Origin of the sequence: Citrobacter koseri ATCC BAA-895 (assembly GCF_000018045.1) — a bacterium.
Classification (GTDB): domain Bacteria; phylum Pseudomonadota; class Gammaproteobacteria; order Enterobacterales; family Enterobacteriaceae; genus Citrobacter_B; species Citrobacter_B koseri.
In genome coordinates this window covers 3,192,422-3,217,191 of the sequence record NC_009792.1, presented here as the reverse complement: position 1 = coordinate 3,217,191, position 24,770 = coordinate 3,192,422, and the positions used below count along the sequence as shown (strand labels likewise).

Here is a 24,770-nt window from a genome sequence, read left to right as displayed (position 1 = left end):
CTGACAAGGTAAGGTGACGCCGGGTTGTTTAACACGCGATGGATTGCCATGAAAAAAGGAACGACATCCACTCCGCATGATGCGGTTTTCAAAACGTTTTTATGTCACCCCAACACCGCACGTGATTTTCTTGAAATCCATCTTCCTCTTGCGCTGCTTGAGCTTTGTGACTTGAGCACGCTGAAGCTGGAGTCCGGGAGCTTTATCGAGGAGGATTTGCGCGCTTATTATTCTGATGTGCTCTGGTCGCTGAAAACGACAGGGGGAGATGGCTATATTTATGTTGTGATTGAGCATCAGAGTTCACCGGATGCGCATATGGCGTTTCGTTTGATGCGTTATGCGATTGCCGCGATGCAACATCACCTGGATGCCGGGCATAAACGACTCCCTCTGGTGGTGCCGATGTTGTTTTATCACGGTATCGACAGCCCCTATCCCTATTCCTTATGCTGGCTGGATGAGTTTGCCGACCCGGAACTGGCGAGGCGGCTTTATGCTGCGGCCTTTCCGCTGGTGGATATCACCGTGACGCCGGATAGTGAGATCATGCAACATCGGCGTATTGCCTTGCTGGAGTTGATACAAAAACATATCCGCCAGCGTGACCTGATGGGGCTGGTGGAGCAACTGGCCTCACTTTTGGTGATGGGATACACTACCGACAGCCAGCTTAAAGTGCTGTTTAATTATATGATGCAGTGCGGCGATGCATCTCGTTTTAGCCAGTTTATTCACGAGGTGGCCGAACGTTCCCCCCAACACAAGGAGAGTCTGATGACGATAGCTGAACGATTACATGAAGCGGGTCGCCAGGAGGGTATGCAGCAAGGCTTACAGCAAGGCCAACGGGCTGAGGCGCAGCGTATCGCGCGTACAATGCTGGAAGACGGCATCGATCGCGATACGGTTTTACGTATCACCGGACTTGCTGTTGAAGAGGTTATCGCACTGAACCACTAAACACATATTCGCCAGCGCATCACAGGCCCGGTAAACGCCGTTCTGCCGGGCGGGCTTATTCCATCGCCACTTTCACCGCCTCTCCAAGTTTTTGCATCACTTCACGATGTTTCTCGTTCGGCGGTAACGCACAGTTGATGCGCACGCAGTTGCGATACTTCCCGGAGGCGGAAAACAGTGACCCCGGCGCGACCTGGATTTTCAGGCGGCATAGCTGTCTGGCGACGCAGACCATATCGATATGCTCCGGCAGCTCGACCCATAGCATAAAGCCGCCTTTTGGTCGGGTGACGCAGATCCCGCAGGGAAAATATTCGCGTACCCAGCAGGTATAGATCTCCATGTTGCGCTGGTAGATCTGGCGCATTCGCCGGACATGACGGTGATAGTGGCCCTCGCGGACGAAGGTGGCCGCCGCCAGCTGCGTGGCGGGAACGTTGGTGCCGATGACGGCGTATTTCATATGCAGCAGACGATCGTGGTAACGACCCGGAGCGACCCAGCCTACGCGCAGGCCCGGCGCGACGGATTTGGTAAACGAACTGCACAATAGCACCCGACCATCGATATCCCAGGAGTGGATGGTGTGGGGGCGAGGGTAATCCGTCGCCAGCTCGCCATACACGTCATCTTCAAAAATCACAATATCGTGGCGCTGCGCGAGGCTGAGCACTGCCCGTTTGCGTGCGTCCGGCATAATAAACCCGAGGGGATTATTGCAGTTTGGTACGAGGATAACCCCTTTAATCGGCCATTGATCCAGCGCCAGTTCCAGCGCTTCAATACTGATACCGGTATCCGGGTCGGTCGGGATTTCAATGACTTTTATTCCTAAGCCGCGCAGGAGCTGCATGGTGCCGTAATAGGCGGGGGATTCGACGGCGACAATATCACCCGCCTGGCAGACGGTCAGCAGCGCCAGCGACAAACCGCTCTGGCTACCGTTGGTGATAACGATATCATCAGCGCTGACGACCGAACCGCTGTCAAGCATCAGGCGGGCGATCTGTTCCCGCAGTTCGCGGTATCCGGCCAGTTCATCGTAGCCCAGCACCGCCCCCAGGTTATGTTGCGCCACGCGGCTTAGTTCGCGCCAGAGCGGTTTCAGGCTGGGTTGGTGGATATCGGGGACGCCGCTGCTGAAAGGAATAATTGATTTGTCGTTGTGCCCTTCCAGCATGTCCAGCACCTGATCCCACTGGGTGATCTCTACCGGTCGCTGTACCGGGCGTGACATCAGCGGCACCGGCGGTTGCGCCTTGCGTGGGGCGACAAAGTAGCCGGAGCGCGGCTGTGGAGTGATGAGCTGCAACGTCTCCAGCGTCTGATATGCCTGCTGTACGGTACTGATGCTCACCCCATGCTCCTGACTCAGGCTACGCACCGAGGGCAATTTTTCCCCGTGGCGATACAGCCCTTGCTCAATACGCTCGGCCAGCAGATTAGCCAGATGTTGGTAACGCGTCATGCTGTATCCCTCACTCTTGCCATACAGATGGAAAAACCAGTACAGAACGGTGGTCGAAATCGCGTTCAGATACCGTTTTAGCCAATCTGTATGGCAAAGAAAAGTATTTTTTGAATCTGTATTGTGGTGGTGAAGATCCGGGAAGATAAAGCCTCTGACCAGGTGGGGAGGTGGAGTATGGAATTTCACGAGAATCGCGCAAAACAGCCGTTTATTGGTTTTGTTCAGGTCTGGCGAGCAATAAAAAGATGGCGACTGCGGGCGCAGACGCAGCGTGTATTGCAACGCATGAACGATGAACAGTTAAAGGATGTGGGGCTGCGACGGGATCAGATTGAGTGATCCCCCGTAACACCACAGAGGCTGGGCTGTATTCAGTCCGGCCTTTTTTACATTCACGTAATTTATCAATTTATGCTTCCTTATTAGCTGTTTCTTGATACTTATCCTGATAAGTATTATTTTCCCATCTGCTAAGAGGGGAAAGAGAGATGACTGAAGATGAGCTGTTTGCCCGCCGTCCGATGGGGATGCGCATGGCAATGGTGGTACGCCAGTGGCGTGCAATTATTGATGCTGCCATCACCGATACCGGCCTGACGCAGTCAAGCTGGACGGTGCTGATGCAACTGCATCAGTTGGGTGATAACGTCTCGGTCAGCGAACTGGCGGAGGTGCAGGGCATTGAGCTGCCGCCGCTGATGCGCACCCTCACGCAACTGGAAAAACAGGGCTATCTGGTGCGTTCAACATCGCCATATGACAAACGCATCCGCCTGCTGACGCTGACAGCGCAAGGCCGTTCAAGGCTGGAGGAACTGAACCGGGTGATTGAGACCTATCAGCAACGCGTCACCCGTACTATCCCGGAAGCGGAACTTGCCGCCTTCAGCGCCACATTAAATCAAATCGCCTGCAATCTGCGGTTAATCCGCGAAGAAGATAATTAACTCTAAAAAACTATGATGACCCCAGAACAAAAATTTGCCCGTTGGGTAAGGGTGAGTATTGCCGCTTTCCTTGCGATATTCGCCTGGTTTATTGTTGCCGATATCTGGATCCCGCTGACGCCGGATTCCACCGTGATGCGCGTGGTGACGCCGGTCTCCTCGCGCGTCTCCGGCTATGTCTCGCACGTCTACGTACGCAACAATAGCCAGGTGAAAAAGGGCGACCTGTTGTATGAACTGGACCCAACGCCGTTTATCAATAAAGTTGAGGCCGCACAGATTGCCTTTGAGCAGGCGAAGCTGAGCAACCAACAGCTGGATGCGCAGATCGCCTCTGCGCGCGCCAACCTGCGCACCGCGCAATACACCGCCCGCAACGATAAGCTCACGCTTGATCGCTATCAGCGGCTGAGTGCGATGCAGAATGTTTCGCAGTCGGATCTGGATAAAGTGCGCACCACCTGGCAGACCAGCGAGCAGTCGGTGGCGGCGCTGAATGCCAGTATCCAGAACCTGCTGATCCAGCGCGGTGAACGCGACGACAGTCGCAATGTGACGCTGCAAAAATACCGCAATGCGCTGGAGGAGGCGCAACTGAACCTGGGCTGGACGAAGGTGCGGGCGGAAACCGACGGGACGGTGAGCAATCTCCAGCTCAACCCTGGGCTTTACGCCACCGCCGCTACGCCTTTGATGGCGCTGGTCAGTAACCAGACCGATATTGTGGCCGATTTTCGTGAGAAAAGTCTGCGTCACACCCGCGTAAATACCGATGCCGCAGTGGTGTTTGACGCCATGCCGGGCAAAGTGTTTCCTGCGCATGTGACCAGCAGCGATGCCGGGATTCTGGCCGGGCAGGAAGCGGTTAACGGACAGCTGTCGCAGCCGGAACAGTCGACGCGCTGGGTGCGCGATGCCCAGCGTATGCGCATTCACGTTGCGTTGGATACCCCGCTGGAGAAACCCCTGCCGACCGGCGCTCGCGCTACGGTGCAGTTGTATAACAGCGAGGGGATGTTTGCCCGCACCTTTGCAGGGGCGCAGATCCACCTGGTAAGCTGGCTTCACTATGTCTATTAACACCCTGGCCCACGTCTTTACGCCGCACGGGAATATTGTCTACACCGCCAATGATTTTCGCCAGACTGTGCGTATTTCCGTTGCCGGGACGATAGCGTTGAGTATCTCGACCTTTTACAACGTGCAGTACGGCGTGTTTTTTGTGGTTTATCCGCTGATGCTGTTGTCGCTGGTGCCGGTGTTTAACCGCCATGTGGCTCGTCAGTTTGTATTCAGTGCGGCGGTGAACTGCGTTGAAATGGTGTTGATTGTCGGCTATCTCTCACAGTGGCCGGTAATTATGACGCTGGTGGTGTTTGGCCTGTACGTGATGCGCTTTCGTTTTATGAGCAAGGGGCCGCTGTTTTTGCTCGGTTCGATGGGCGTGGTGTGCCAGAGCACGATGCTCAACTTTATGAGTTACCCTGGCACCAACTGGCATACGCTGATGTTCTCCAATATGGAGGCCTGCGTGATGGCGGTAGCCCTGAGCGCGCTGCTGCACTATCTGATCCCGGATGTCGAACCGCGTCAGCCGCCGCCGCGTATTGAGAAAGATGATGCCCGTATTCGCCATGAATCGCTGCTTTCCGGCACCGTGGCGACGATGATCTTTGTGATTTTCCAGATCTGCGATTTGAGCGATTCGTTGTCGGCGCTGATGGCGGGAATTTTGATTTTGTTTCCGATGCACTATCGTGGCGCGGTGATCAGCTCGATCTGGCGCGTCGTCGGCGTGGTGCTGGCCTGCCTGTATATTCTGCTGGTGCAACTGCTTATTTATGACTTCAGCAACCATATGCTGCTGATGATGCCGCTGATCGGTCTCGGGCTAGGCTTCAGCGCTCGTCTGCATGTGATGGAAAAGGTTGGCGCGGGCGTCGGTTTTGCCAGTATCACCACCATCGGCATTATGTTCGGCCAGAACCTGCACCCGGACAGCGATCTGGTGTTCAGCGATCTGTACCGCATCACTTCAGTCACCGTCGCGCTGGTAGCGACGCTGACGATGGTGTTTCTGGTCCACCGCATCCTCAACTGCTTTGCAGCGACGCGGTTTGTGATTACTGAGTGAGTGGGGGGAGGGGGAGTGAGTGCCGGATGGCGGCTGCGCCTTATCCGGCCTACGTAGTTGATTTGTAGGCCCGGTAAGCGCAGCGCCACCGGGCAATCCAGAATGAGGGTTACTTCTTCAGCCCCGCAAACGCGGCTCTGATCTCGTCTTCCGGCAGTTGAATGCCGATAAACACCAGCGTGCTGTGCGGCTGTTCGTCGCCCCACGGGCGGTCCCAGTCGGCGCTGTACAGGCGCTGGACGCCCTGGAACAGCAGGCGGTTCGGTTCGCCTTCAATCCATAGCATTCCTTTGTAGCGCAACAGTTTCTCGGCGGACTCCAGCAGCAGGTTTTCCATTACGCGGGAAACGTCGCTGATGTCTACCGGATAATCCAGCTCCACCACAATTGATGAGATATCGTTTTGTTTGTCGGCGATAAAGTGGAAGCGCGGTGTGGCGCTGACCACGTTCTCCTCCAGCATAAAGCCGTTGGTGTCGAACAACAGGGAGAGGTCGATATCGCCGTGCGTGACGGTGTAAACCGGGGCGCGGGCGTTGATGCGCGCTAAGCGTTCACGCAGTTTTTCGCTAACTCCCGCCACGTCGGTTTTGGTCAGCAGGATGCGGTCGGCATAACCGACCTGCGACTGGGCGATGGTGAACTGGTTCATCTGCTCGTCGGCGTGTACCGCATCGACCAGCGAAATCACGCCGTCCAGCAGGTAGCGCTGGCAAATCACGTCATGAGAGAAAAAGGTCTGAATAATCGGGCCGGGGTCGGCCATGCCGGTGCACTCAATCACCAGACGGTCGAAATGGATGTTGCCCTGGTCGAGGTTGTCGAGCAGGTCTAACAGCGCGTCTTCCAGTTCACTGGAGCGGGTGCAGCAAATGCAGCCGTTAGTCAGGGTTTTGATCTGGGTGGCGCGGTCGCCAATCAGCTGATCGTCAACGGAAACTTCGCCGAATTCGTTTTCGATAACGGCAATCTTGTAGCCGTGCTTTTCGTTAAGAATATGGCGCAGCAGGGTGGTTTTACCCGCGCCGAGAAAACCGGTGAGTAGGGTAACTGCAATCGGGGTCATCAGTGCCTCCATTAACAGCAGCGCATGCCGCCTTTTCCGTCGCCGCCGTAACGTGCCTGCTGGCGCTCGCGGAAGAATTCTTCATAGCTCATGTACGGCTTGTCTGGATGGTTAGTTTGCATATGCTCGACATAGTTGTCGTAGTCTGGAATGCCAATCAACATCTTCGCCGCCTGGCCGAGATATTTTTTTGCCTGACCTAAGTTACCAAACATTTTCTCATCCAGATATGAATAAAGCCCAGCGAACCGGGCGTTGGTTTTGCCGGATGGCGGCTTGCGCCTTATCCGGCCTACGTTAACTGCATTTTGTAGGCCGGGTAAGCGTAGCGCCACCCGGCATCCGATTAATGGTGTGAAGAGGTCTTCACGCCGCCTTCCGGCACCGGTACATACGGCGTCTCTTTATCGGTACGACCGTTGATGGTGCGGGCTTTCTGCCAGGTACGGAACCCATAGAAGATGATGCTGTACACTACTACCAGGAACAGAATACTCAGGCCTGCGTTGGTGTAGTTGTTCACGACGATGTGGTTCATATTGGCAATTTGCTGCGCGGTCAGTTCGCTGCCGTTGGCAATCTTCTCTTTGTACTGGTTAGCCATGTAGAAGAAGCCTTCCATCTGCGGGTTGGTGCTGAACAGTTTCAGACCCAGCGCCCAGGTGGTGCAGATCAGCAGCCATGCTGCCGGGATAACGGTAACCCAGATGTATTTGGTGCGCTGCATTTTAACCAGTACCACGGTGCCCAGAACCAGCGCTACGGCGGCCAGCATTTGGTTGGAGATACCGAACAGCGGCCACAGGCTCTTAACGCCGCCCAGCGGATCAACCACGCCCTGATACAGCAGGTAGCCCCACAGACCGACGCAACCCGCAGTACCGATGACGCCAGCAACCAGAGAGTCGGTTTTCTTCAGGAACGGGACGAAGTTACCCAGCAGATCCTGCAACATAAAGCGGCCGGAGCGGGTGCCTGCATCCAGCGCGGTCAGGATGAACAGCGCTTCGAACAGAATACCGAAGTGATACCAGAAGCCCATATCAGCCATCGGCAACACTTTGTGGAATACGTGAGCGATACCGACCGCCAGCGTCGGTGCGCCACCTGCGCGGTTCAGTACCGACGGCTCGCCGATGTCTTTCGCGGTTTGCAGGATCTGCTCAGGCGAAATCACAAAGCCCCAGGAGCTGACGGTTGCCGCCGCGTGCGCGGTGACGTCTTTCAGCTGCGCCATAATCAGCGGCGCGTTCTCGCCACCCATTTCGTGCAGGTTCGGCATGGTGATACCGAGGCCCGCTGGCGGGGTGTTCATCGCGAAGTAGAGACCCGGTTCGATGATAGACGCCGCAACCAGCGCCATGATCGCCACGAAAGACTCCATCAGCATTGCGCCATAGCCGATGAAACGCGCGTCGGTTTCACAAGCCAGCAGTTTCGGCGTCGTACCGGAAGAGATCAGCGCGTGGAAGCCAGATACCGCGCCACAGGCGATGGTGATGAACAGGAACGGGAACAGCGCGCCTTTCCACAGCGGGCCGGTACCGTCGATGTACTGGGTCATCGCTGGCATTTTCAGCTCTGGGTTGAGGATCAGAATCCCCAGCGCCAGACCGACGATAACGCCGATTTTCAGGAAGGTTGCCAGATAGTCGCGTGGGGCGAGGATCAGCCATACCGGCAGCAGTGCGGAAATAAACGCGTAACCGATCAGCGCGAAGGTAATGGTGGTGTCTTTAAAGGTCAGCGCCGGGCCCCAGTACGGGTCGTGCGCAATTACGCCGCCGAAGTAAATAGAGGCAACCAGCAGCACGATGCCAATAACGGAGACTTCACCCACACGTCCCGGACGCAGGAAGCGCATGTAGATCCCCATAAACAGCGCGATAGGTACGGTTGAGCAAACGGTGAAGACGCCCCACGGGCTTTCGGCCAGCGCTTTTACCACGATCAGCGCCAGTACCGCGAGGATGATGATCATGATTAAGAAGCAGCCAAACAGGGCGATGGTGCCCGGCACCGGGCCCATCTCTTCTTTGATCATCTCACCGAGAGACGCGCCGTTACGGCGGGAAGAGATAAACAGCACCATGAAGTCTTGTACCGCACCGGCCAGCACTACGCCCGCCAGCAGCCACAGCGTACCCGGCAGGTAGCCCATTTGCGCGGCCAGAACCGGGCCGACCAGCGGGCCGGCGCCAGCGATAGCGGCAAAGTGGTGACCAAACAGTACGTAACGGTTTGTCGGGACGTAGTTCAGGCCGTCGTTATTAATGACCGCAGGCGTAGCACGCGTTGGGTCGAGTTTCATCACCTTCTGGGCGATGTACAGGCTGTAGTAGCGATAAGCCACCAGATAAACAGAGACGGAAGCGACCACGATCCACAGGGCGCTGACGTGCTCACCTCTGCGTAAGGCGACGACCGAGAGGCAGAATGCACCGATGATTCCAAGAATCACCCAGGGTATGTGCTTGAATATCTTTTTCGTATCCATAGTAAAACCTGGTTTTTAAGATTAATAATTGGCCGAAGCCGTTGGGTTTGAGTCTGTGTTTGAGGAGGTAAATTGACTGCTATGCTGAGGTGATCCTGCCAGAGATACGCGCGCGTAAAGTAAGGTAAATAAGTGAGTGGTTATATGTGGGCTTAAGCGGTCAGGAGTGTCAGTGAGTGGTTTTTCCGACGGCGGGATGCGGTCATTTATGTGATTGAGATCACTAATTAAAATCCAGCATTTCTTTTTCGTCGATCGTGAACGGCGAATCATTCGTGCTGATATCGTCCCAACCAGTACGAATTCGGTAAAGTTTTCCCTTTCCAGGCCGAAAATTCTGGTATCTGTCTAGCGGAAAGAGAAAACATGTTAAAACGAATCAAGATTGTGACCAGCTTGCTGCTGGTCCTGGCAATATTTGGCCTTTTACAACTCACCTCAGGCGGTTTGTTCTTTAACTCATTGAAGAATGACAAAGAGAACTTCACCGTTCTGCAAACCATTCGTCAGCAACAGTCCACACTGAACGCCAGCTGGGTTGCGCTGCTGCAAACGCGAAACACCCTGAACCGGGCGGGTATCCGTTACATGATGGATCAGAACAATATTGGCAGCGGCGCGACCGTTACCGATCTTATGCAAATTGCGACGACCTCTCTGAAACTGGCGGAAAAACACTGGGCTGAGTACGAGGCGTTGCCTCGCGATCCGCGCCAGAGTGAAACGGCGGCAGTGGAGATCAAGCGTAACTACGATATCTACCACAATGCGCTGGCGGAGCTGATCCAACTGTTGGGCGCAGGTAAGATCAACGACTTCTTCGATCAGCCGACTCAGGGTTATCAGGACGGTTTTGAGAAGCAGTATGTTAACTACATGCAGCAGAACGATCGTCTGTATGACATTGCGGTAGAAGATAATAACCGTTCATACAGCCAGGCGATGTGGGTACTGGCGAGCGTGTTAATCGTTGTGCTGCTGGTGATCGTCGCCGTCTGGTTCGGCATTAAGCTCTCTCTGATCGCGCCGATGAACCGTCTGATCGAAAGTATTCGTCATATTGCGAACGGCGATCTGGTGAAACGCATTGATGTGGAAGGCTCTAACGAAATGGGACAACTGGCGCAGAGCCTGCGTCATATGCAGGGCGAGTTGGTTCGTACCGTCGGTGATGTGCGTAACGGCGCGAATGCGATTTACAGCGGCGCCAGCGAAATCGCGATGGGCAACAACGATCTCTCTTCCCGTACTGAACAGCAGGCCGCCTCTCTGGAAGAGACCGCCGCCAGCATGGAAGAGCTGACCGCTACGGTGAAACAGAACGCCGAGAACGCGCGCCAGGCCAGCCATCTGGCATTGAGCGCGTCTGAAACCGCGCAGAAAGGCGGTAAAGTGGTGGATAACGTCGTGCAAACGATGCGTGATATTGCTTCCAGTTCGCAGAAAATTGCCGACATCATCAGTGTGATCGACGGTATTGCTTTCCAGACCAACATCCTGGCGCTGAACGCGGCGGTAGAAGCGGCGCGCGCGGGCGAACAGGGTCGTGGTTTTGCCGTGGTAGCGGGTGAAGTTCGCAACCTGGCGCAACGCAGTGCGCAGGCGGCGCGTGAGATCAAGAGCCTGATTGAAGACTCCGTCAGCCGTGTGGATGTGGGCTCAACGCTGGTCGAAAGCGCCGGTGAAACGATGGATGAAATCGTGAACGCGGTGACGCGTGTGACCGATATCATGGGGGAAATCGCCTCGGCATCTGATGAGCAAAGCCGTGGTATCGACCAGGTTGGCCTGGCGGTAGCGGAGATGGATCGCGTTACCCAGCAGAACGCCTCGCTGGTGGAAGAGTCTGCCGCCGCCGCTGCCGCGCTGGAAGAGCAGGCCAGCCGCTTGACGCAGGCTGTTGCCGTATTCCGCATTCAGCAGGAACAGCAGCGTGCGCGTGATGCCGCAGCGGTGAAACCGGCTTCTGCGTCTGTACTGCCGCGTAAAGCAGCCGTCGCGGATAGCGGCGATAACTGGGAAACCTTCTAAGCCGTCATGCCGGATGGCGCTGGCGCTTATCCGGTCTACGGGCAGGGAGCTGCTGTGATGCCGGATGGCGCTAACGCTTATCCGGCCTACGGGTAAGGAGCTGCTGTGATGCCGGATGGCGCTAACGCTTATCCGGCCTACGGGTAGGGAGTTGCTGTGTTGCCGGATGAATCCGGCCTACGGTATGGATGCGGTGCTATGTAGGCCCGATAAGGCGACAGCCGCCATCGGGCGCTTCAAACCAGCCTCAGGCGCATGGCGCAGCGTGATTCATACGCCAGACCGTGCGCCGCTTCTTCCTCTCGCTTTTGACGTAACCCTGGCGACAGGCGCTCATCATCCAGCACCACAAATCCCATTCGCGCATAGAGCGGCGCATTCCACGCCACGTCCCGAAAGGTGGTAAGCGTCAGCGCATCAAAACCGCTGCTGCGCGCCTGCTCCGCGACGTACGCAATCAGTTGACGGCCAATGCCTTTTCCCTGCCATTCACACAGCAGAGACACCTCGGCGATAAACAGCGATGAATCCAGCGCCTCGGCCAGTAAAAAACCGACAGGACGCTCATCGGCCAGCGCCAGCCAGCTTAATCCTTTTGCGGCGTGTTCCCGGTGTTGTTCAACTGAAATAACAGGGCCGTCGGCTATCCATGCCAGCGCAGGCACGTCCCGAAAGCGTTGACCCGCAGAGCGTTCAATGGCGGGCATGACGGTGATATCAGCCAGCGTGGTAGGGCGAAAAGTCATCTTCATGCGCGGGAGTATAGCGTGGATTGTACAGACCCGATTAACGTTGTGTTATCGGGCCTGTACAAAGAATTAGCCTTCGGCATTCACCACTTTAATCTCAACCATTCCGATACCGAGCTTACGCGGGGAGTGGCCGAGAATATTGCCTTCATTGGTCGATACCGGGTCGGGCGGCACAATCACCAGCGTACTGGCATTTGACGGGTTATCAAAATGCAGCGTTGTTGTGGTGACTTCGTTCTCTAACACCAGCGTCTGTTCTTCCTTGCCTACGCGAACAGGAATAGGGCGATTAGCATTCGCGCCAAAGGCTTTGGCGGTGATCACCAGATCGAATTTCTTCGGTAACGGCGTGTTGTATTCAATCTTCACCTCATCACCCAGTTGCGCATTAGACCAGCGCCCCCACGATTCCGGTCGTGAAATCCCGCTGAACTGCTTCACCTCTTCCGGCGCGCCAGCCACGTTAAAGATAAAACTGTCGGCTTTGTAACGAATATCGTTATCGACGATCTTCAACGTATCAACGTTGCCTTTGTAACGTTCCATATCGATAACCGTATCTTTAAACGCCGTTTTGCCTTTCCACTGTGCTTTATCGACGTGCTGGATGCTTTGTTGCCCGCCCAGTTGCCCTTGTGAAACGCACCAGTCGGTGGAGAGCGCCAGCTCCGGCGCCCACAGCTGCGCCATTTTGTAGCAGCGATCGACCCAGACGAAGTTATCGCGCGGGGCAAAATTAGCCAGCTGGAAACGCAGCGGGGCGGAGTATTCACTTTCCGGCAGCGGTTCAACGCGCTTATCCGACACCCGCAACAGCAGCGGCAGGCGGAAATGGCTCCCTGAGAAAGCGATCATGTCTTTATCCCGATCGACGGTAAAATCCTTCATCTCTTTCGGGAAGTTCCACAGGCGAATAATGTCCGGCTTCATCGCCAGGATCTTCTCTTTGCTGTTCAGGAAGACTTCCGACAGCGACTGACCGGAGAGGCTGCTGCGCCCCAGGCCGATAAAGTTATCCCCGCCCAGAATATCCAACACGGTCGCGCCGTTATCCATCGTGTTGCGTTTCACCGCCAGCGTATCCTGCTGAGGCTGGTCGCCGCGCAGCACGAAGAACAGGTTGTTGCGATCCTGTTTGTTCAGGTACTTCCACGCGGTGTTGTTCATCGCCAGATGGTCGGAGGAAACCACGATGACGGTATTTTTAAACCACGGCGATGCTTTGATTTTATTGATAAATTCGGCGATGTTCTCCTGGCTGCAACTGACGGCGCTAAAGGACTGGTTCGGCTTACCGTCGAAGTCGTAACGCTTGCGGTTACAGGTGCGTGAGATAAACCCGTCCGGGTGGTGAGTATCCACCGTCAGCGTAAACAGCGAGAAACGCTGGCCGGAGCGAGAGAGTTCTTCAAACTTTTTCCATGCCTCGTCGAGCACCGTATCGTCGTAAAAGCCCCAGTCGTTACGATAGCTCGGGTCAGCCACCACGGTTTTTAACTCTTCCGCACCATACAGATGATCGAAACCGTGGGATTTGAGGAACACGTCTTTTCCGGCGAAACGCAGATTTGCGCCCTGCACAAAATAGTTCTGATAGCCGGAGTTTTTCAGGATATCGCCCAGGCAGATATTCTGCGGGAAGAAGCTGGATACGGAAGCCGACGCGTTGCCTTCAAACGGCGCAAACAGCGGGATGCCGCACTGCGAGGCGACCATTCCGGCGATGGTGTAATCTGTGCCCGGCAATTGCATGGTGTGGCTGAAATCCAGCCCTTCGTTTTTCAGCGCTCCGAGTTCCGGCGTGAGATCCGGGAAGGCATCGTTATCAAAATAGGTGCGCTCCAGGCTTTCACCGTAGATATAGACCAGGTTGAGCTGCGGATTCGGGATCGTTTTCGACGGTTCTTTGTAATAAGCCGGGAAGTCCGGGTCGCCATCGCGCGACTGGGATTTGACCAGTTCGGAGATCTGGCGAAATGCCGGGCTGGCATCCACCGATCCCAGCGCCAGTAAGAGCGCCAGCAGGCTGTAGCCAAAATGGTGAGGATGGTGGCGACGCCTGCGCAGAACCCAGCCTAACGCGCTAAATACGGCGGCCAGCGCAAGTACGATGCCGGCGCCGGGCAGAATATATTTGCTGACGCCGGCACCCGTCAGGCTGTTGGTCAGCGTGTAGAGAACCGCATCGTTAATGCCGTCACCGGTAAAGTAATCACTGGCATAGAGCGTAATATTTAAGACAACAAAAAGCCCAAGTACCGCTAAAATGGCGGCAAACCACCAGGTGTTGCGACCCGCTTTCCACGCATAAATCAGCACGGACGCGAGAAACAGGGCGATGGAAAGTAACTCAGACAACTGATGATCCTCAATAAACCCGCATTTGGCAGGCGGCGTAATCTCTTTTCAGGACATACAATGTAATGGCGATGTCATATTGCTGCAATTATGGTGACATTAAAATGTGCAGTGATTAAGAATTGGTTTAGAACCTGGCTTTTTTGATCGTCGTCACTTCCCGTGATGCGGGGAAGGCGAGACAGAGAGAAGTAGAAAGATAGAGGTTAGGCCGCGCTCAACGCTAAACGGTTGAAACGCGGCATGTTGGCGTATCAGGAAATGAAGTTCATCCCCTGTTTTAACACCAGGTCGCAGGCTTTGGTTTTCACTTTTTCCGCCAGCGGCGTGCTGCCAATGTTATCGAGGCTAAGCTGTTCGCCGTTTTGGGTATTCAGCAGACCCTGAATGCCATCCAGATAATTGGTGTCCTGCTTCTGTTCGGCGGCGCCAAGTCCCAGTTTATCCAGCACCTGGTTTTTAACGTTTTCCGCATCGGTAACGGAAGTCAGTTTCTGTTTCGCGCAATACTGCAAAATACCCGCCGCGTTGTTCATGTTATCAGCGCTTAATGCCTGATTGCCGCCATTCAGCAGGCTGGTCAGAGAAGACAGCGACATGCCGCTCTGCTGTGAAGAGCTGCTTTGTTTGCTCAGTTCGCTGGCGGCGCTGGAAAGAGAATCCTGCCAGGACGCGGCGAAGGCGCTGGTGGCGATAAACGCGCTGGCGGCAACCGCGCAGCACAGAAGACGTTTTGTGGTTTTCATCGTTATGACTCGTGTGTGTGTACCTTTCGTCGCAGTATAGCGCTTGCCTGGGTCGGAATGGTCTTAATACTCTTTGCCGGTGACGCGGCTACGGTAGCTTTCCCAGTTGAAGATCACCCACAGACTGTTTCCCAGACGCATACGATCCATTACTCGTTCGCCAAGGAGTTTGGTCATCTCATCCATATTGCTGTTGGTTAACATCCCGGTAGGGCGTTTGGATGATGAGCGGCGATCGACGATCTGGTTGATGATCACTTTTTCATAGCGGGATTCGGTCTGCATACCGATCTCGTCGATCACCAGCAGATCCACATTGCTGAGATCGTTGAGCAACTGCTCTTCGCTGGTTTCGCGATTGCTAAAGGTGCCTTTCATCGCGGACATAATATCGGCGACGGTAATGATCAAAACCGATTTTCCGCGCAGCAGCAGTTCATTGCAGATTGCCGCCGCGAGATGGTTTTTCCCGGTGCCGGGTTTGCCCGAAAAGATAAAGCTGGCGATGTTGCCGTCGAACTCTTCGACGTACTGCCGCGCTTTTCTCAGCGCGTTCATCTGCCCGTCGTTCTCAACACGATAGTTATCAAACGAGCAGTTTTGATGCAGCGGACGGATGCCGGAACGGTTGAACGTGCGCTGCATTTTCATCGCCCGGTTTTCACGCGCCAGCGCTGCCGCACGCATTTCGCCTTGCTCTTTCTGCCATGCCAGCAGTTCTTCGCCCGTTTTGAATGCAGGCTCAACATTTGCTGGCATCATTTTTTGCAGACGTTTCATCAGGTCGCCAACGTTTTTCATCGTTACCCTCGAAAACCAGGTGGAATATGGTCGTCAGGTTCGCTGACGTTGTTCACATCACGTTTCGGCATACCGCCGTTACTGGCCCGGCTGATTTGCACGCTGCGCGCCAGCTTTTGCTGCCACTGGATGTGGTGAAAAATCTTACCTTCCGCTTGCCAGTAAGCCACAAACGAGGCCAGCTCTTCGGCGGTGACGGGTTCCCTTAGCGCGACGCCCCACAGCGCGGCCTGCCGCTGGAAGTTAGCATCCGGCTGCCAGTCTGCGTACATGGCGAATTTCCCCAGCGGAACGGCCACAGGCGCGGCCTGGGAGTCTTCGTAGAGTTGAGCATCCAGTGTGACATCGCTTCCCGGGCGCGATAACTTTTCCTCCAGTGCCAGCAGTTCCGCCAGACGTGCCGGCGTCACGGCATAAAACGCGGGCGCGTTATTGGCGAAGACCGCCACCGCGCCGCTTGCCGATTTTGCCAGCACCGCGTTGTGATCGTGTAATAAGGCGTCAATACCGATGACGTCCGGGGTCAAAATTCTGGAAGACATAATGTTTCTCAACAGGGAACCACAACCGAGAAGGAATACTGTTTTTATAGTAACACACAGACGGGAGATATCGGCAGGGTGAGGGAAAGCGGCCTCACCCTGCCTGAGCGCAGGGAGAAAAGCATTACACCCGTGGGCGTTTGCGATACAGCCACAGACCGGGAACGGAAAGCCCGATGGAAAGCGCGCCGACAATAGAGGAGGCTTTCAGGAAATTGGTCAGCAATGTGATCATCAACGGTTCGCTGTAGCCAAAGTGGCTGATTTTGACGGCGGATATCATTGCCGTATAGGCGGATATCCCCGGAAACATCGGGATGACTGCTGCGACGGTAAAGACTTTGGGGTGCGCCAGATACCAGCGTGACCACTGAATGCCGATGCTCCCTACCAGCAGCGAGGCCATAAATGTCGACCATTCGATATTAAACCCGGCGGTCATCATCACCATGCGTGAGCCGTGGCCCAGCGCGCCGAGCAGCGCACACCAGGGGAGCGCCCGGTGCGGCACGTTGAACACCATCGCAAAGCCCACTGCCGGGATTGCGGAGAGAATCATGTCCTGCATCAGCGCCAGAAGAAAATCGATTACACCCATCCGCGTAGCCCCCACAGCGTCATCGACATCACCACGCCGACGCACGTCGCCAGCGTTAACAGACTGGCAATCGCCCAGCGCGCCAGACCGGTATTAATGTGGCCCTTAAACATATCCGCAACGGAATTAATCAGCGGAAACCCCGGCACCAGCAGTAAGACGCTGGCGGCCATGGCGATGGTCGGGGTATGGCTGAAAGTGGGCAAGCGAAGCAAAAGGCCGGAAATGGTAGTGGCGACAAAAGCGGTGATGCAAAAGTTGATTTGTGGGTGTAAATGCCGGTGCGCCAGCATCTGGCGAATATACATCGCCACCATGCTGGCGAAAAAGGTGATCACCGCGCCATCCCATCCGCCGTTATTCAGTTTGCAGAAACAGGCGCAGGAAAGCCCGACCATCAGCGATACCAGCCAGCGCGGGTAGCGCAACGGTCTGAGCTGGCTAAAGCGCTTCTCTACGCCTTTTATATCCAGCAAATTATGTTCGGCCAGGATGACAATATGCTGCACCTCCGTGACAACGTGCATATTAATGCCGCGATCCTGGTTCTTACGTGTCGATGTCAGACACTGCCCATCTTTAATGGTGGTGAGAACGATAGCGTTGGAGGAGATGGCGCTTTCCACGCTGTCCATCCCTAACGCCAGCCCCAGGCGGGTGGAGAGTTCATCAACCAGCGCGCTCTCTGCGCCGTGTTGCAGTAAAAAAAGCCCGCATTGAATACATAACCGTGTAACCGTTCGCTGTAACGACTGCTCTGTTTGCATGACTCGCCCTGACTGAAAAGACGCGTTGCGTACCATCTGAATGACGAAAGTCTTCTTTGTATCATGAAGCCCGACCCTTTTGGCTCTGGCTAAGATCAATTTTGTGATGAAAAAAGAGGCAGGATGCCAGACAATCAGTCGCTGAATGTCATAATTGCAGTATATTGAATGCCTTACGTCGAACGTGAATGACAGGGAATGAAGTATCGTCTGTAACCTCTGAAATTAATGAGACGATATTCTTTTCTTGTGCTTCCTGAAAGCATAATTATCTGATGCGAAACATAGCGTGAGTTTATTAAATTCCCCTTGCATATGTTAGAAATGCTAATGATCTAATTTAGTTAATTTAATTGTACCGCAATTATTTTTAGCGGTAATTATGCAATAATAGTTTGGTGATTTTATACTATGCGGATCATTGTATAGAGTCGTTATTGCTATAACATTTCAAATAAAAGCCAAGGATAAACAATTCACTTCGTCTATTACCACGTCTGTTTTTCTCATTAATTATATTATTTATTAATGAGTGAACAGGAGGGGAGACCTGTGGATATGGAGGAGATATGTTGCCAGGATGCCGCAAAAACATAATTATTATCAGTAAAATACCTGTTATACAGACGGGGTTAAAAGAGGTGGTGCAGGGCCATTTCCCTGCTTATGAACTGATGTACTGCCGTTCCGTAGAAGAACTGACATTAATGCAGCTGCGCCGCTCCGATGTAGTGATTACGGATTTAACGGGAGAATGTAAACATCCCCGCGCTGTCTGCGAGCAATTTTACGCTTTATTATCTCAATACCATGATATTCACTGGGTATTTCTTGTTTCCCGTGCGTTTTACTCACAGGCGATTGAGCTTCTGATGAGCCCCTTCAGTACGTTGCTGTCTGACGTTGAACCGGTTGAGAATCTGGTAAACGTGATTGAAGCAGGCAATGCCCATACGGACAGGATCAGTAAGACGCTGCTATCTCCCGCTCTGCCAGATGTCTCGAGTTTTGGCCATCGTCCGGTTGTTCTTACGCTGTCGGAACGGAAAGTGTTACGGCTTCTGGGTAAGGGTTGGGGGATTAATCAGATAGCGATGTTGCTTAAGAAGAGTAATAAAACGATTAGCGCGCAGAAAAACAGTGCGATGCGGCGTCTGTCAATACACAGCAATGCTGAGATGTATGCCTGGATAAACAGTTCTCAGGGAGCAAGAGAATTGAATTTACCTTCAGTTTATGGAGATGCTACTGAATGGAAAACAGAATTGCCAAGGGAAATGTCGCACTCATAGAGAAGTGCGTAATGAGCAGTATTGGAATGAAGAGTTTATTTGACGCGTTTCCTGATTGCCAATATAAACTTCATATTTTTCCAACTCAATCTGCTTTCCAGAAAGCGATGTTAAGTACTCCCTTTTCCGTCGTTATTTTTTCACTTTCTGCGATGCGGGAAGATCGCCGGTTGGGGCTGGCTTATCTGGCGGAACTGGCTGTGAATTTTCCTCGTGTGCGCCGACTGGTCATCGCGGATGATGATGCGGAAGCCCGGTTAATTGATTCGCTGTCGCCTTCGCCGTTAGATGGGGTATTAAGTAAAGCGTCGTCACTGGCCAGTTTTCAGGAAAAGCTCTTTTTATTATTGAACAGTAAGCGAGAGGTGACGGAACACACTCTGAACCTCTGGTATCTCAATCAGAGCCGAATGATAAGCCCCACTGAGCGTGAAATTCTGCGTTTTATGTCGAATGGTTATTCGATGCCACAGATAGCCGTCCAGCTGGAACGCAATATCAAGACGATTCGCGCCCATAAATTTAATGTGATGTCTAAACTGGGCGTCAGCTCAGATGCCGGATTGCTTGATGCGGCGGATATCCTGCTGTCTCTGCGCGCCGAAAAGCCGGGTCGCTTATCCGCGTAATTCTGTAGTCGCTCTGTATTTACAGGTTGCTTGTGCCGGGTTTATCGCCCGGGCACAAATAGCATCACTGGCACACATCAATCCAGGTTGCTGAAGTGAGTTCTGCCATTCTGTCGGGGGAAATTCGGACTGCACTGTGCGTTGCCCCTGCTGCTGGTAAGACTTCAGCATAATGTTTTAATGAGACGTCGCAATAGACGGGCAGAGGCGTTTCCAGCCCGAAAGGGCAGACACCGCCGACCGGGTGCCCTGTGGCGATCACGACTTCATCGCTGCTGAGCATTCGCGCTTTCGCGCCAAACGTGCTCTTGAGTTTCTTATTGTCCAGGCGAGCATCGCCTTTGGCGACAACCAGAATAATGTCGTCTTTCACCTTAAGCGAAAGCGTTTTCGCTATCTGTCCTGGCGCGACATTGTGCGCTTTCGCTGCCAGTTCCACCGTCGCCGTACTCTGATTTAATTCGATGATTTCAATATCCGGGGCACGTTCGGCCAGAAACTGCCGTACCGATTGCAGACTCATTCTTTTCTCCTGACGCTGTATTAGCAGTCCTGTTTTTCAGAAAACCGCGTGGCGTAATTTGTCATAAGGAAAGCGGCACTGTAAATAATTTATGTAATAAACCAGCAGCATGAGCGATTTTTCGATCGTCTTCACATTCACGGAAACCGGTTACAGTAACCGGTTGCAGTCCGGCGGGCGGGGATTAATACTGAACCTGTCACTTCCTCTGTATCACATAATAAGAGCCATTTATGAAACTTCATTCTCTCTGCTGTATCGCTGGTGTTCTCCCCGGCGCGGTCGCGAAAAGTAGTAATGGACCCTTACACGGCGGTGCTGCTGCCAGCACGTCTATGTTGTTTTGACTGACAGGAGAACGCTATGTCTACCAACCATGCTGTGTTTAATGTGATTTTTCGGTTTGTCGAAAACTACGTGAGTCCCGTTGCCGGACGTATTTCCTCACAACGTCATGTTATGGCGATTCGTGATGGTTTCATTTCGGCAATGCCGTTTATGATTGTCGGCTCCTTCCTGCTGGTTTTCGCCTATCCTCCTTTCTCACCGGACACCACCTGGGGATTTGCCCGTGGCTGGCTGGCGCTGGCGAAACAGTTTGAAAGCCAGATTTTGACGCCGTTTGATATGACGATGGGGATCATGTCCATCTATATCTGTGCGGCCATTGCCTATAACCTGGGCAAACACTATGTTAAATCGCATCAGTTAGATCCGTTTATGTGCGCCATGCTCTCGATCATGGCCTTCTTGCTGGTTGCCGCGCCGAAAACAAACGGCACTATGCCGGTTGACAGCCTGGGCGGAACGGGGATTTTTACCGCGATTCTGGTGGCGATTTACTGTGTTGAAATGATGCGCTTCCTGAAAGCGCATAACATTGGCATTCGCCTGCCAGACCAGGTGCCGCCGATGATCAAGAACTCCTTTGATCTGCTGATTCCGGTGCTGGTGGTGGTTCTGACCTTGTATCCGCTGAGCCTGGCGATCCAGTCGCAGTTCGATATGCTGATCCCACAGGCGATCATGGCGATCTTTAAACCGCTGGTTTCCGCTGCGGATTCGTTGCCCGCTATTTTGCTGGCGGTGCTGATTGGGCATCTGCTGTGGTTTGCGGGGATTCACGGAGCAGCGATTGTCTCCGGGATGCTGCAAATGTTCTGGCTGACCAATCTCGGTATGAACCAGACCGCGCTGGCGCAGGGGGCACCGTTGCCGCATATTTTCATGGAAGCCTTCTGGACTTTCTTCATCGTCATTGGCGGTTCTGGCGCCACGATGGGGCTGGTGATTTGTTATTTACGCAGCCGTTCCGTACATTTGCGCTCTATTGGCCGCTTAAGCGTCGTGCCGAGTATCTTTAATATCAACGAACCGGTTATTTTCGGGACGCCGATTGTGATGAACCCGGTGTTCTTTATCCCGTTCCTGCTGGCGCCAATGGTGAACGCCGTGCTGGCGTGGGCGGCGATGAAACTGGATCTGATTGGGCGGGTGATTTCCGTGGTGCCGTGGACTGCGCCCGCACCGGTTGGCGCTGCGTGGGCACTGGGCTGGGACTACCGTGCGGCGATCCTGGTGGTCATACTGGCGCTGGTGTCCGCCATCATATACTTCCCGTTCTTTAAGGTTTATGAGAAGCAGCTTCTGGCGCAAGAGGCAGAAGAGGCCGGGCGTGCAGAAGAGGAGAGTCAGCAGATGGCCTGACGTGTTGAACAAGGCGCAGCGGCGCCTTGTTTATTTCAGCGTACAGTCACCGCATTGCTGAACGTCTGGCAACCGGTAGCGTTGACAGCAGGTTCGGCGCACCAGCAGACCTTCGCGAGGGACGACGGTACGCCACAGCGGGTTATCCTGACCACTGGAAAGTTGCTTTTCGAAGAAGCAGCTCTGGCGCAGCGTTGCCAGCAAGGCTTCGCCAAGCAGCGGTTTCATTTCGGTCAGATACCAGTTGATCAGATACCCGGTGTTACTCCAGATAAGCTTACCGTTAATATCGCCGGTTGATTCCAGTGCCTGAACGACCGGCATCAGCGCAGAGACGATCAGCGTTTCCATTCTCTGTTGAGGAGAATGCGCGGTTGCCCGCTCGTCCTGATGAACATCAACCCAAAAACAGGCTGCGCGTCCGGTTTCGTGGAACTCAACGTGCATGTGCTCGGGCGAAACGTCAATGGCCCTTTCCTGGGTGAGCAGGGCAAGCATCAGAGGCGGTACCATCAGACCGATATACCATTGCGCCCAAAGTGAAATGAGCGGCTTATTTTCGCGTGGTTGCGTCGGTTGATGACGATAAATATGGTCGGAATAGATAGCCAGCAGAGAGCGCATCGTACCCGGTCGAGCCCACTGCGCCAGCGTCATGGCGCCCGTTGGGTGCGGTTCGTCCAGCCGAATAAAATCAAGCAGATGTTCGCGCGTCCGGGTTATCGTTTCACGCACGGCTTCAGCCAGCGAGGGCATCTCAGGCTGGAGATGGGCTCGCCAGGTGACATCTTCAATGATCGGTGCGGAACGGTAAGGCATAGCGCTGTATATAAGGATAGTAATCTAAATGATAATGATTGCTAATCCTAATGATAGCGATAGTCGATGGCAAGCGCTTTGTCGTGACGCTGTGCGCGGTAGCACGATGATATCTCCCTGTGTCAGACCGTACGCAGTTCGTCACTCGCAAGAATGTTGTTGCGCCCCAGGTTTTTGGCCTCATACAGCGCTTTATCTGCCTTGACGATTGCAGCCTCCATGTCCTGACCCAGTAGCGGCGCGATGCCAACGCTGATGGTGACATTGGTCGCCACGCTGACATTAAACATATGTGGGATTTTGAGATCGTAGACCTTCTGGCGAATACGTTCGGCGGTCGTGCGCGCCTCCTGTGGATCGGTCGCGGTCAGCAGGACCATAAACTCTTCGCCGCCAAAACGGGTGACAATATCCCGGGAACGGACAGCGTCACGAATCGCGGCTGAAACGCGAATGAGAGCCTGGTCGCCCATCATGTGCCCATAGTGATCGTTATAAGCTTTGAAGTGATCGATATCCAGCAGCAATACGTAGTGTTCTTCGTGCGTTTCCAGAGCAAGGAGCGTATTCAGCTTATTTTGCAGGCCGCGGCGATTATACAGGCCAGTCAAAGGATCGAGCATACTCAGCCCGTTCAGCGTTTCTCTCTCTTCCAGCAGTTTGTACATCAGCTGTTGAGCGAAATCGTCATAGCGTTTTTGAATAACATGCTGGATGGCAATGCCCGCCATCGGGAGCGCCATGAGATAAATAATCCGTATGCCGTGTTCGCTGCCATTAAGCCACAGGCAGGCCAGAACGGAAGGCAATGAATGGAACGTAAACGCAATGATATTATTAGCAAAGGCGATGGAGCCAATAAATAACACGCAGAGAAGGGCGATGAGTAGAAAAGTATAATCGCTATGGTTCATAGCATTATATTTCAGTGTGATATGCCAGGCCCACAATATGCCTGATATAACAGAAATAAAGGGGATATTAATCTTTTTATGCGTATATTTTCCGTGCCATATCAGAAGTAACGTACTTGCAACAAAGAGCAGTATTGCCGGGACTGAGACAGCCCTGACCTCATAAAGAGGAAAGACAAGCGTAAACAGCCCGGACACCGCATTGAGAAACAGAAAAAGGCGTAAAGAGAATTGATATTTTTTGGTGCGTAGCGCGCGCCAGGATTGAGCTGTCATATCTGAATGTCGTTATTTATCTATGAATTACGCTGGTTGGGGCCAAAATGAAAAATAACGTGCGGGAAAAAGCCCGCATAAATAAACGTTTTTATTGTTTGTAAGTTAACCACCGCCCAATCTATCACCTTGCTGAATTCATGTCATCAATTGTTAAGACAATCTCATACAAGGAAGTGTGACGAACTGCTGACAAATGAGAAATTTTATCATATGCTATTGGTTATCATTATCGGTATCAGAGGTAAAGCCATGTTGCAGCGTACACTGGGCAGTGGATGGGGGATATTGTTGCCGGGTATTTTTATTACCGGACTGGCGTTTGCCGGCCTCTCCATTGACGCATGGAAGGTACTGATTGTATTAGGATTACTGCTGACTTCGTTGATGCTGTATCACAAACGCTTACGGCATTTCGTCCTGCTGCCGTCATGTGTCGCGCTGATCAGCGGCATGGTGCTGGTTATGATGAATTTGAATCAGGGATGAACAAACAAGACGTAAAACAGAGAAGGGAAATAAGATAATTGGTGCGAGGGGGGGGACTTGAACCCCCACGTCCGTAAGGACACTAACACCTGAAGCTAGCGCGTCTACCAATTCCGCCACCTTCGCACAGTCATCTTACTTTTTTGATATCGCCTCGTTGGTGCGAGGGGGGGGACTTGAACCCCCACGTCCGTAAGAACACTAACACCTGAAGCTAGCGCGTCTACCAATTCCGCCACCTTCGCCCAGTGCGAGCAATATCAACGTGGTTTTGGTGCGAGGGGGGGGACTTGAACCCCCACGTCCGTAAGGACACTAACACCTGAAGCTAGCGCGTCTACCAATTCCGCCACCTTCGCATACCATCGATTCTTAAAAAGAATCGCTACCACGGAGGCGCATTCTAGTGGTTTTCAGCTTTTCGTCAATAGTTAATTACGCAGGATGG

24 protein-coding genes and 3 tRNA genes are annotated in these 24,770 nt (G+C 53.6%); 10 read left to right on the top strand and 17 right to left on the bottom strand.

What is annotated here, in order from left to right; translation table 11 throughout:
- Positions 1-48 precede the first annotated feature (48 nt).
- On the top strand, positions 49-963 hold the full coding sequence (locus tag CKO_RS14795) for an Rpn family recombination-promoting nuclease/putative transposase (RefSeq protein WP_012134232.1): 915 nt from the start codon (positions 49-51) through the stop codon (positions 961-963).
- Between the two features lie 55 nt (positions 964-1,018).
- Here the strand turns inward: CKO_RS14795 and CKO_RS14790 are convergent, their stop codons facing one another.
- Positions 1,019-2,431 carry an aminotransferase-like domain-containing protein gene (locus CKO_RS14790; protein WP_012134231.1) on the bottom strand — a complete coding sequence of 471 codons (1,413 nt, stop codon included), beginning with the start codon at positions 2,429-2,431 and terminating at the stop codon, positions 1,019-1,021.
- A 177-nt stretch (positions 2,432-2,608) separates the two neighbouring features.
- Between CKO_RS14790 and CKO_RS22605 the strand changes: the two genes are divergently transcribed.
- The 4 genes from CKO_RS22605 (at position 2,609) to CKO_RS14775 (ending at position 5,515) form a co-directional block, all read left to right on the top strand.
- Entirely contained in the window at positions 2,609-2,773 is a 165-nt protein-coding gene (locus tag CKO_RS22605) for a DUF1127 domain-containing protein (protein ID WP_071818873.1), read from the top strand.
- A gap of 149 nt (positions 2,774-2,922) precedes the next feature.
- A complete protein-coding gene (locus CKO_RS14785; RefSeq protein ID WP_012134229.1) occupies positions 2,923-3,381 on the top strand; it encodes a MarR family winged helix-turn-helix transcriptional regulator in 459 nt (152 codons plus the stop codon).
- Positions 3,382-3,393: 12 nt separating this feature from the next.
- The gene (locus CKO_RS14780) at positions 3,394-4,461 is read left to right on the top strand and encodes an HlyD family secretion protein (protein WP_012134228.1); all 1,068 of its coding nucleotides are present in this window, start codon (positions 3,394-3,396) and stop codon (positions 4,459-4,461) included.
- Complete coding sequence (locus CKO_RS14775; RefSeq protein WP_012134227.1) at positions 4,451-5,515, top strand: DUF2955 domain-containing protein; 1,065 nt, start codon at positions 4,451-4,453, stop codon at positions 5,513-5,515. The genes CKO_RS14780 and CKO_RS14775 overlap by 11 nt, the downstream gene beginning before the upstream one ends.
- 109 nt (positions 5,516-5,624) lie before the next feature.
- Here the strand turns inward: CKO_RS14775 and yjiA are convergent, their stop codons facing one another.
- The 3 genes from yjiA to btsT form a co-directional block, all read right to left on the bottom strand.
- Positions 5,625-6,581 carry a GTPase gene (yjiA, locus tag CKO_RS14770; protein WP_024130743.1) on the bottom strand — a complete coding sequence of 319 codons (957 nt, stop codon included), beginning with the start codon at positions 6,579-6,581 and terminating at the stop codon, positions 5,625-5,627.
- A gap of 11 nt (positions 6,582-6,592) precedes the next feature.
- Positions 6,593-6,796, bottom strand: coding sequence for a YbdD/YjiX family protein (locus CKO_RS14765; protein ID WP_024130742.1), 204 nt, complete (start codon positions 6,794-6,796; stop codon positions 6,593-6,595).
- A gap of 131 nt (positions 6,797-6,927) precedes the next feature.
- Positions 6,928-9,078 (bottom strand): pyruvate/proton symporter BtsT, encoded by a 2,151-nt coding sequence (btsT, locus tag CKO_RS14760; protein WP_012134224.1) that lies wholly within the window; start codon positions 9,076-9,078, stop codon positions 6,928-6,930.
- Positions 9,079-9,444: 366 nt separating this feature from the next.
- Here btsT and tsr point away from each other — a divergent pair, with 366 nt between their 5' ends.
- Positions 9,445-11,109, top strand: a complete 1,665-nt coding sequence (tsr, locus tag CKO_RS14755; protein WP_012134223.1) for a methyl-accepting chemotaxis protein — start codon at positions 9,445-9,447, stop codon at positions 11,107-11,109.
- Positions 11,110-11,345: 236 nt separating this feature from the next.
- Here the strand turns inward: tsr and CKO_RS14750 are convergent, their stop codons facing one another.
- The 7 genes from CKO_RS14750 to CKO_RS14720 form a co-directional block, all read right to left on the bottom strand.
- Positions 11,346-11,861 carry a GNAT family N-acetyltransferase gene (locus CKO_RS14750; RefSeq protein ID WP_012134222.1) on the bottom strand — a complete coding sequence of 172 codons (516 nt, stop codon included), beginning with the start codon at positions 11,859-11,861 and terminating at the stop codon, positions 11,346-11,348.
- 66 nt (positions 11,862-11,927) lie between these two features.
- Positions 11,928-14,219, bottom strand: coding sequence for a phosphatidylglycerol--membrane-oligosaccharide glycerophosphotransferase (gene opgB, locus CKO_RS14745; RefSeq protein WP_012134221.1), 2,292 nt, complete (start codon positions 14,217-14,219; stop codon positions 11,928-11,930).
- Positions 14,220-14,473: 254 nt separating this feature from the next.
- A complete protein-coding gene (locus CKO_RS14740) occupies positions 14,474-14,965 on the bottom strand; it encodes a YjjA family protein (RefSeq protein WP_012134220.1) in 492 nt (163 codons plus the stop codon).
- 63 nt (positions 14,966-15,028) lie between these two features.
- Positions 15,029-15,766: a replicative helicase loader DnaC gene (dnaC, locus tag CKO_RS14735; protein ID WP_012134219.1), complete on the bottom strand. Its 738-nt coding sequence runs from the start codon at positions 15,764-15,766 to the stop codon at positions 15,029-15,031.
- A gap of 2 nt (positions 15,767-15,768) precedes the next feature.
- Positions 15,769-16,308 carry a primosomal protein DnaT gene (gene dnaT, locus CKO_RS14730; RefSeq protein WP_012134218.1) on the bottom strand — a complete coding sequence of 180 codons (540 nt, stop codon included), beginning with the start codon at positions 16,306-16,308 and terminating at the stop codon, positions 15,769-15,771.
- Positions 16,309-16,432: 124 nt separating this feature from the next.
- Positions 16,433-16,906, bottom strand: coding sequence for a threonine/serine exporter (locus CKO_RS14725; protein WP_012134217.1), 474 nt, complete (start codon positions 16,904-16,906; stop codon positions 16,433-16,435).
- Positions 16,897-17,673: a threonine/serine exporter family protein gene (locus tag CKO_RS14720; RefSeq protein WP_024130740.1), complete on the bottom strand. Its 777-nt coding sequence runs from the start codon at positions 17,671-17,673 to the stop codon at positions 16,897-16,899. The genes CKO_RS14725 and CKO_RS14720 overlap by 10 nt, the downstream gene beginning before the upstream one ends.
- Positions 17,674-18,242: 569 nt before the next feature.
- On the opposite strand from CKO_RS14720, the gene CKO_RS14715 reads away from it, so the two are divergent.
- Both CKO_RS14715 and bglJ read left to right on the top strand, forming a co-directional pair.
- Positions 18,243-18,965, top strand: a complete 723-nt coding sequence (locus CKO_RS14715; RefSeq protein ID WP_012134215.1) for a LuxR C-terminal-related transcriptional regulator — start codon at positions 18,243-18,245, stop codon at positions 18,963-18,965.
- Positions 18,926-19,594, top strand: a complete 669-nt coding sequence (bglJ, locus tag CKO_RS14710) for a DNA-binding transcriptional activator BglJ (RefSeq protein WP_024130739.1) — start codon at positions 18,926-18,928, stop codon at positions 19,592-19,594. The genes CKO_RS14715 and bglJ overlap by 40 nt, the downstream gene beginning before the upstream one ends.
- A gap of 64 nt (positions 19,595-19,658) precedes the next feature.
- Here bglJ and CKO_RS14705 read toward each other — a convergent pair whose 3' ends face one another.
- The gene (locus CKO_RS14705; protein ID WP_012134213.1) at positions 19,659-20,117 is read right to left on the bottom strand and encodes a YbaK/EbsC family protein; all 459 of its coding nucleotides are present in this window, start codon (positions 20,115-20,117) and stop codon (positions 19,659-19,661) included.
- 363 nt (positions 20,118-20,480) lie between these two features.
- Between CKO_RS14705 and CKO_RS14700 the strand changes: the two genes are divergently transcribed.
- Positions 20,481-21,824 carry a PTS sugar transporter subunit IIC gene (locus CKO_RS14700; protein ID WP_024130738.1) on the top strand — a complete coding sequence of 448 codons (1,344 nt, stop codon included), beginning with the start codon at positions 20,481-20,483 and terminating at the stop codon, positions 21,822-21,824.
- A 30-nt stretch (positions 21,825-21,854) separates the two neighbouring features.
- Here CKO_RS14700 and fhuF read toward each other — a convergent pair whose 3' ends face one another.
- Positions 21,855-22,643, bottom strand: coding sequence for a siderophore-iron reductase FhuF (gene fhuF / locus CKO_RS14695; protein ID WP_012134210.1), 789 nt, complete (start codon positions 22,641-22,643; stop codon positions 21,855-21,857).
- 122 nt (positions 22,644-22,765) lie between these two features.
- Positions 22,766-23,833 (bottom strand): GGDEF domain-containing protein, encoded by a 1,068-nt coding sequence (locus tag CKO_RS14690; protein WP_012134209.1) that lies wholly within the window; start codon positions 23,831-23,833, stop codon positions 22,766-22,768.
- Between the two features lie 252 nt (positions 23,834-24,085).
- Between CKO_RS14690 and CKO_RS14685 the strand changes: the two genes are divergently transcribed.
- Positions 24,086-24,322: a DUF1435 domain-containing protein gene (locus CKO_RS14685; protein ID WP_080516675.1), complete on the top strand. Its 237-nt coding sequence runs from the start codon at positions 24,086-24,088 to the stop codon at positions 24,320-24,322.
- Positions 24,323-24,361: 39 nt separating this feature from the next.
- On the opposite strand, the gene CKO_RS14680 is transcribed toward CKO_RS14685, so the two are convergent.
- From CKO_RS14680 to CKO_RS14670, 3 genes are all read right to left on the bottom strand, one after another.
- A tRNA-Leu gene (locus CKO_RS14680) sits at positions 24,362-24,448 on the bottom strand.
- Positions 24,449-24,480: 32 nt separating this feature from the next.
- Positions 24,481-24,567 (bottom strand) — tRNA-Leu (locus CKO_RS14675).
- A 27-nt stretch (positions 24,568-24,594) separates the two neighbouring features.
- Positions 24,595-24,681, bottom strand: a tRNA-Leu gene (locus tag CKO_RS14670).
- Positions 24,682-24,770 lie beyond the last annotated feature (89 nt).

What these genes read in the sequence shown, in the direction of transcription:
- CKO_RS14795 (WP_012134232.1), top strand. Translation starts at nt 49, where the DNA reads ATGAAAAAAGGAACGACATCCACTCCGCATGATGCGGTTTTCAAAACG.
- CKO_RS14790 (WP_012134231.1), bottom strand. Translation starts at nt 2,431, where the DNA reads ATGACGCGTTACCAACATCTGGCTAATCTGCTGGCCGAGCGTATTGAG.
- CKO_RS22605 (WP_071818873.1), top strand. Translation starts at nt 2,609, where the DNA reads ATGGAATTTCACGAGAATCGCGCAAAACAGCCGTTTATTGGTTTTGTT.
- CKO_RS14785 (WP_012134229.1), top strand. Translation starts at nt 2,923, where the DNA reads ATGACTGAAGATGAGCTGTTTGCCCGCCGTCCGATGGGGATGCGCATG.
- CKO_RS14780 (WP_012134228.1), top strand. Translation starts at nt 3,394, where the DNA reads ATGATGACCCCAGAACAAAAATTTGCCCGTTGGGTAAGGGTGAGTATT.
- CKO_RS14775 (WP_012134227.1), top strand. Translation starts at nt 4,451, where the DNA reads ATGTCTATTAACACCCTGGCCCACGTCTTTACGCCGCACGGGAATATT.
- yjiA (WP_024130743.1), bottom strand. Translation starts at nt 6,581, where the DNA reads ATGACCCCGATTGCAGTTACCCTACTCACCGGTTTTCTCGGCGCGGGT.
- CKO_RS14765 (WP_024130742.1), bottom strand. Translation starts at nt 6,796, where the DNA reads ATGTTTGGTAACTTAGGTCAGGCAAAAAAATATCTCGGCCAGGCGGCG.
- btsT (WP_012134224.1), bottom strand. Translation starts at nt 9,078, where the DNA reads ATGGATACGAAAAAGATATTCAAGCACATACCCTGGGTGATTCTTGGA.
- tsr (WP_012134223.1), top strand. Translation starts at nt 9,445, where the DNA reads ATGTTAAAACGAATCAAGATTGTGACCAGCTTGCTGCTGGTCCTGGCA.
- CKO_RS14750 (WP_012134222.1), bottom strand. Translation starts at nt 11,861, where the DNA reads ATGAAGATGACTTTTCGCCCTACCACGCTGGCTGATATCACCGTCATG.
- CKO_RS14740 (WP_012134220.1), bottom strand. Translation starts at nt 14,965, where the DNA reads ATGAAAACCACAAAACGTCTTCTGTGCTGCGCGGTTGCCGCCAGCGCG.
- dnaC (WP_012134219.1), bottom strand. Translation starts at nt 15,766, where the DNA reads ATGAAAAACGTTGGCGACCTGATGAAACGTCTGCAAAAAATGATGCCA.
- dnaT (WP_012134218.1), bottom strand. Translation starts at nt 16,308, where the DNA reads ATGTCTTCCAGAATTTTGACCCCGGACGTCATCGGTATTGACGCCTTA.
- CKO_RS14725 (WP_012134217.1), bottom strand. Translation starts at nt 16,906, where the DNA reads ATGGGTGTAATCGATTTTCTTCTGGCGCTGATGCAGGACATGATTCTC.
- CKO_RS14720 (WP_024130740.1), bottom strand. Translation starts at nt 17,673, where the DNA reads ATGCAAACAGAGCAGTCGTTACAGCGAACGGTTACACGGTTATGTATT.
- CKO_RS14715 (WP_012134215.1), top strand. Translation starts at nt 18,243, where the DNA reads ATGTTGCCAGGATGCCGCAAAAACATAATTATTATCAGTAAAATACCT.
- bglJ (WP_024130739.1), top strand. Translation starts at nt 18,926, where the DNA reads ATGGAAAACAGAATTGCCAAGGGAAATGTCGCACTCATAGAGAAGTGC.
- CKO_RS14705 (WP_012134213.1), bottom strand. Translation starts at nt 20,117, where the DNA reads ATGAGTCTGCAATCGGTACGGCAGTTTCTGGCCGAACGTGCCCCGGAT.
- CKO_RS14700 (WP_024130738.1), top strand. Translation starts at nt 20,481, where the DNA reads ATGTCTACCAACCATGCTGTGTTTAATGTGATTTTTCGGTTTGTCGAA.
- fhuF (WP_012134210.1), bottom strand. Translation starts at nt 22,643, where the DNA reads ATGCCTTACCGTTCCGCACCGATCATTGAAGATGTCACCTGGCGAGCC.
- CKO_RS14690 (WP_012134209.1), bottom strand. Translation starts at nt 23,833, where the DNA reads ATGACAGCTCAATCCTGGCGCGCGCTACGCACCAAAAAATATCAATTC.
- CKO_RS14685 (WP_080516675.1), top strand. Translation starts at nt 24,086, where the DNA reads ATGTTGCAGCGTACACTGGGCAGTGGATGGGGGATATTGTTGCCGGGT.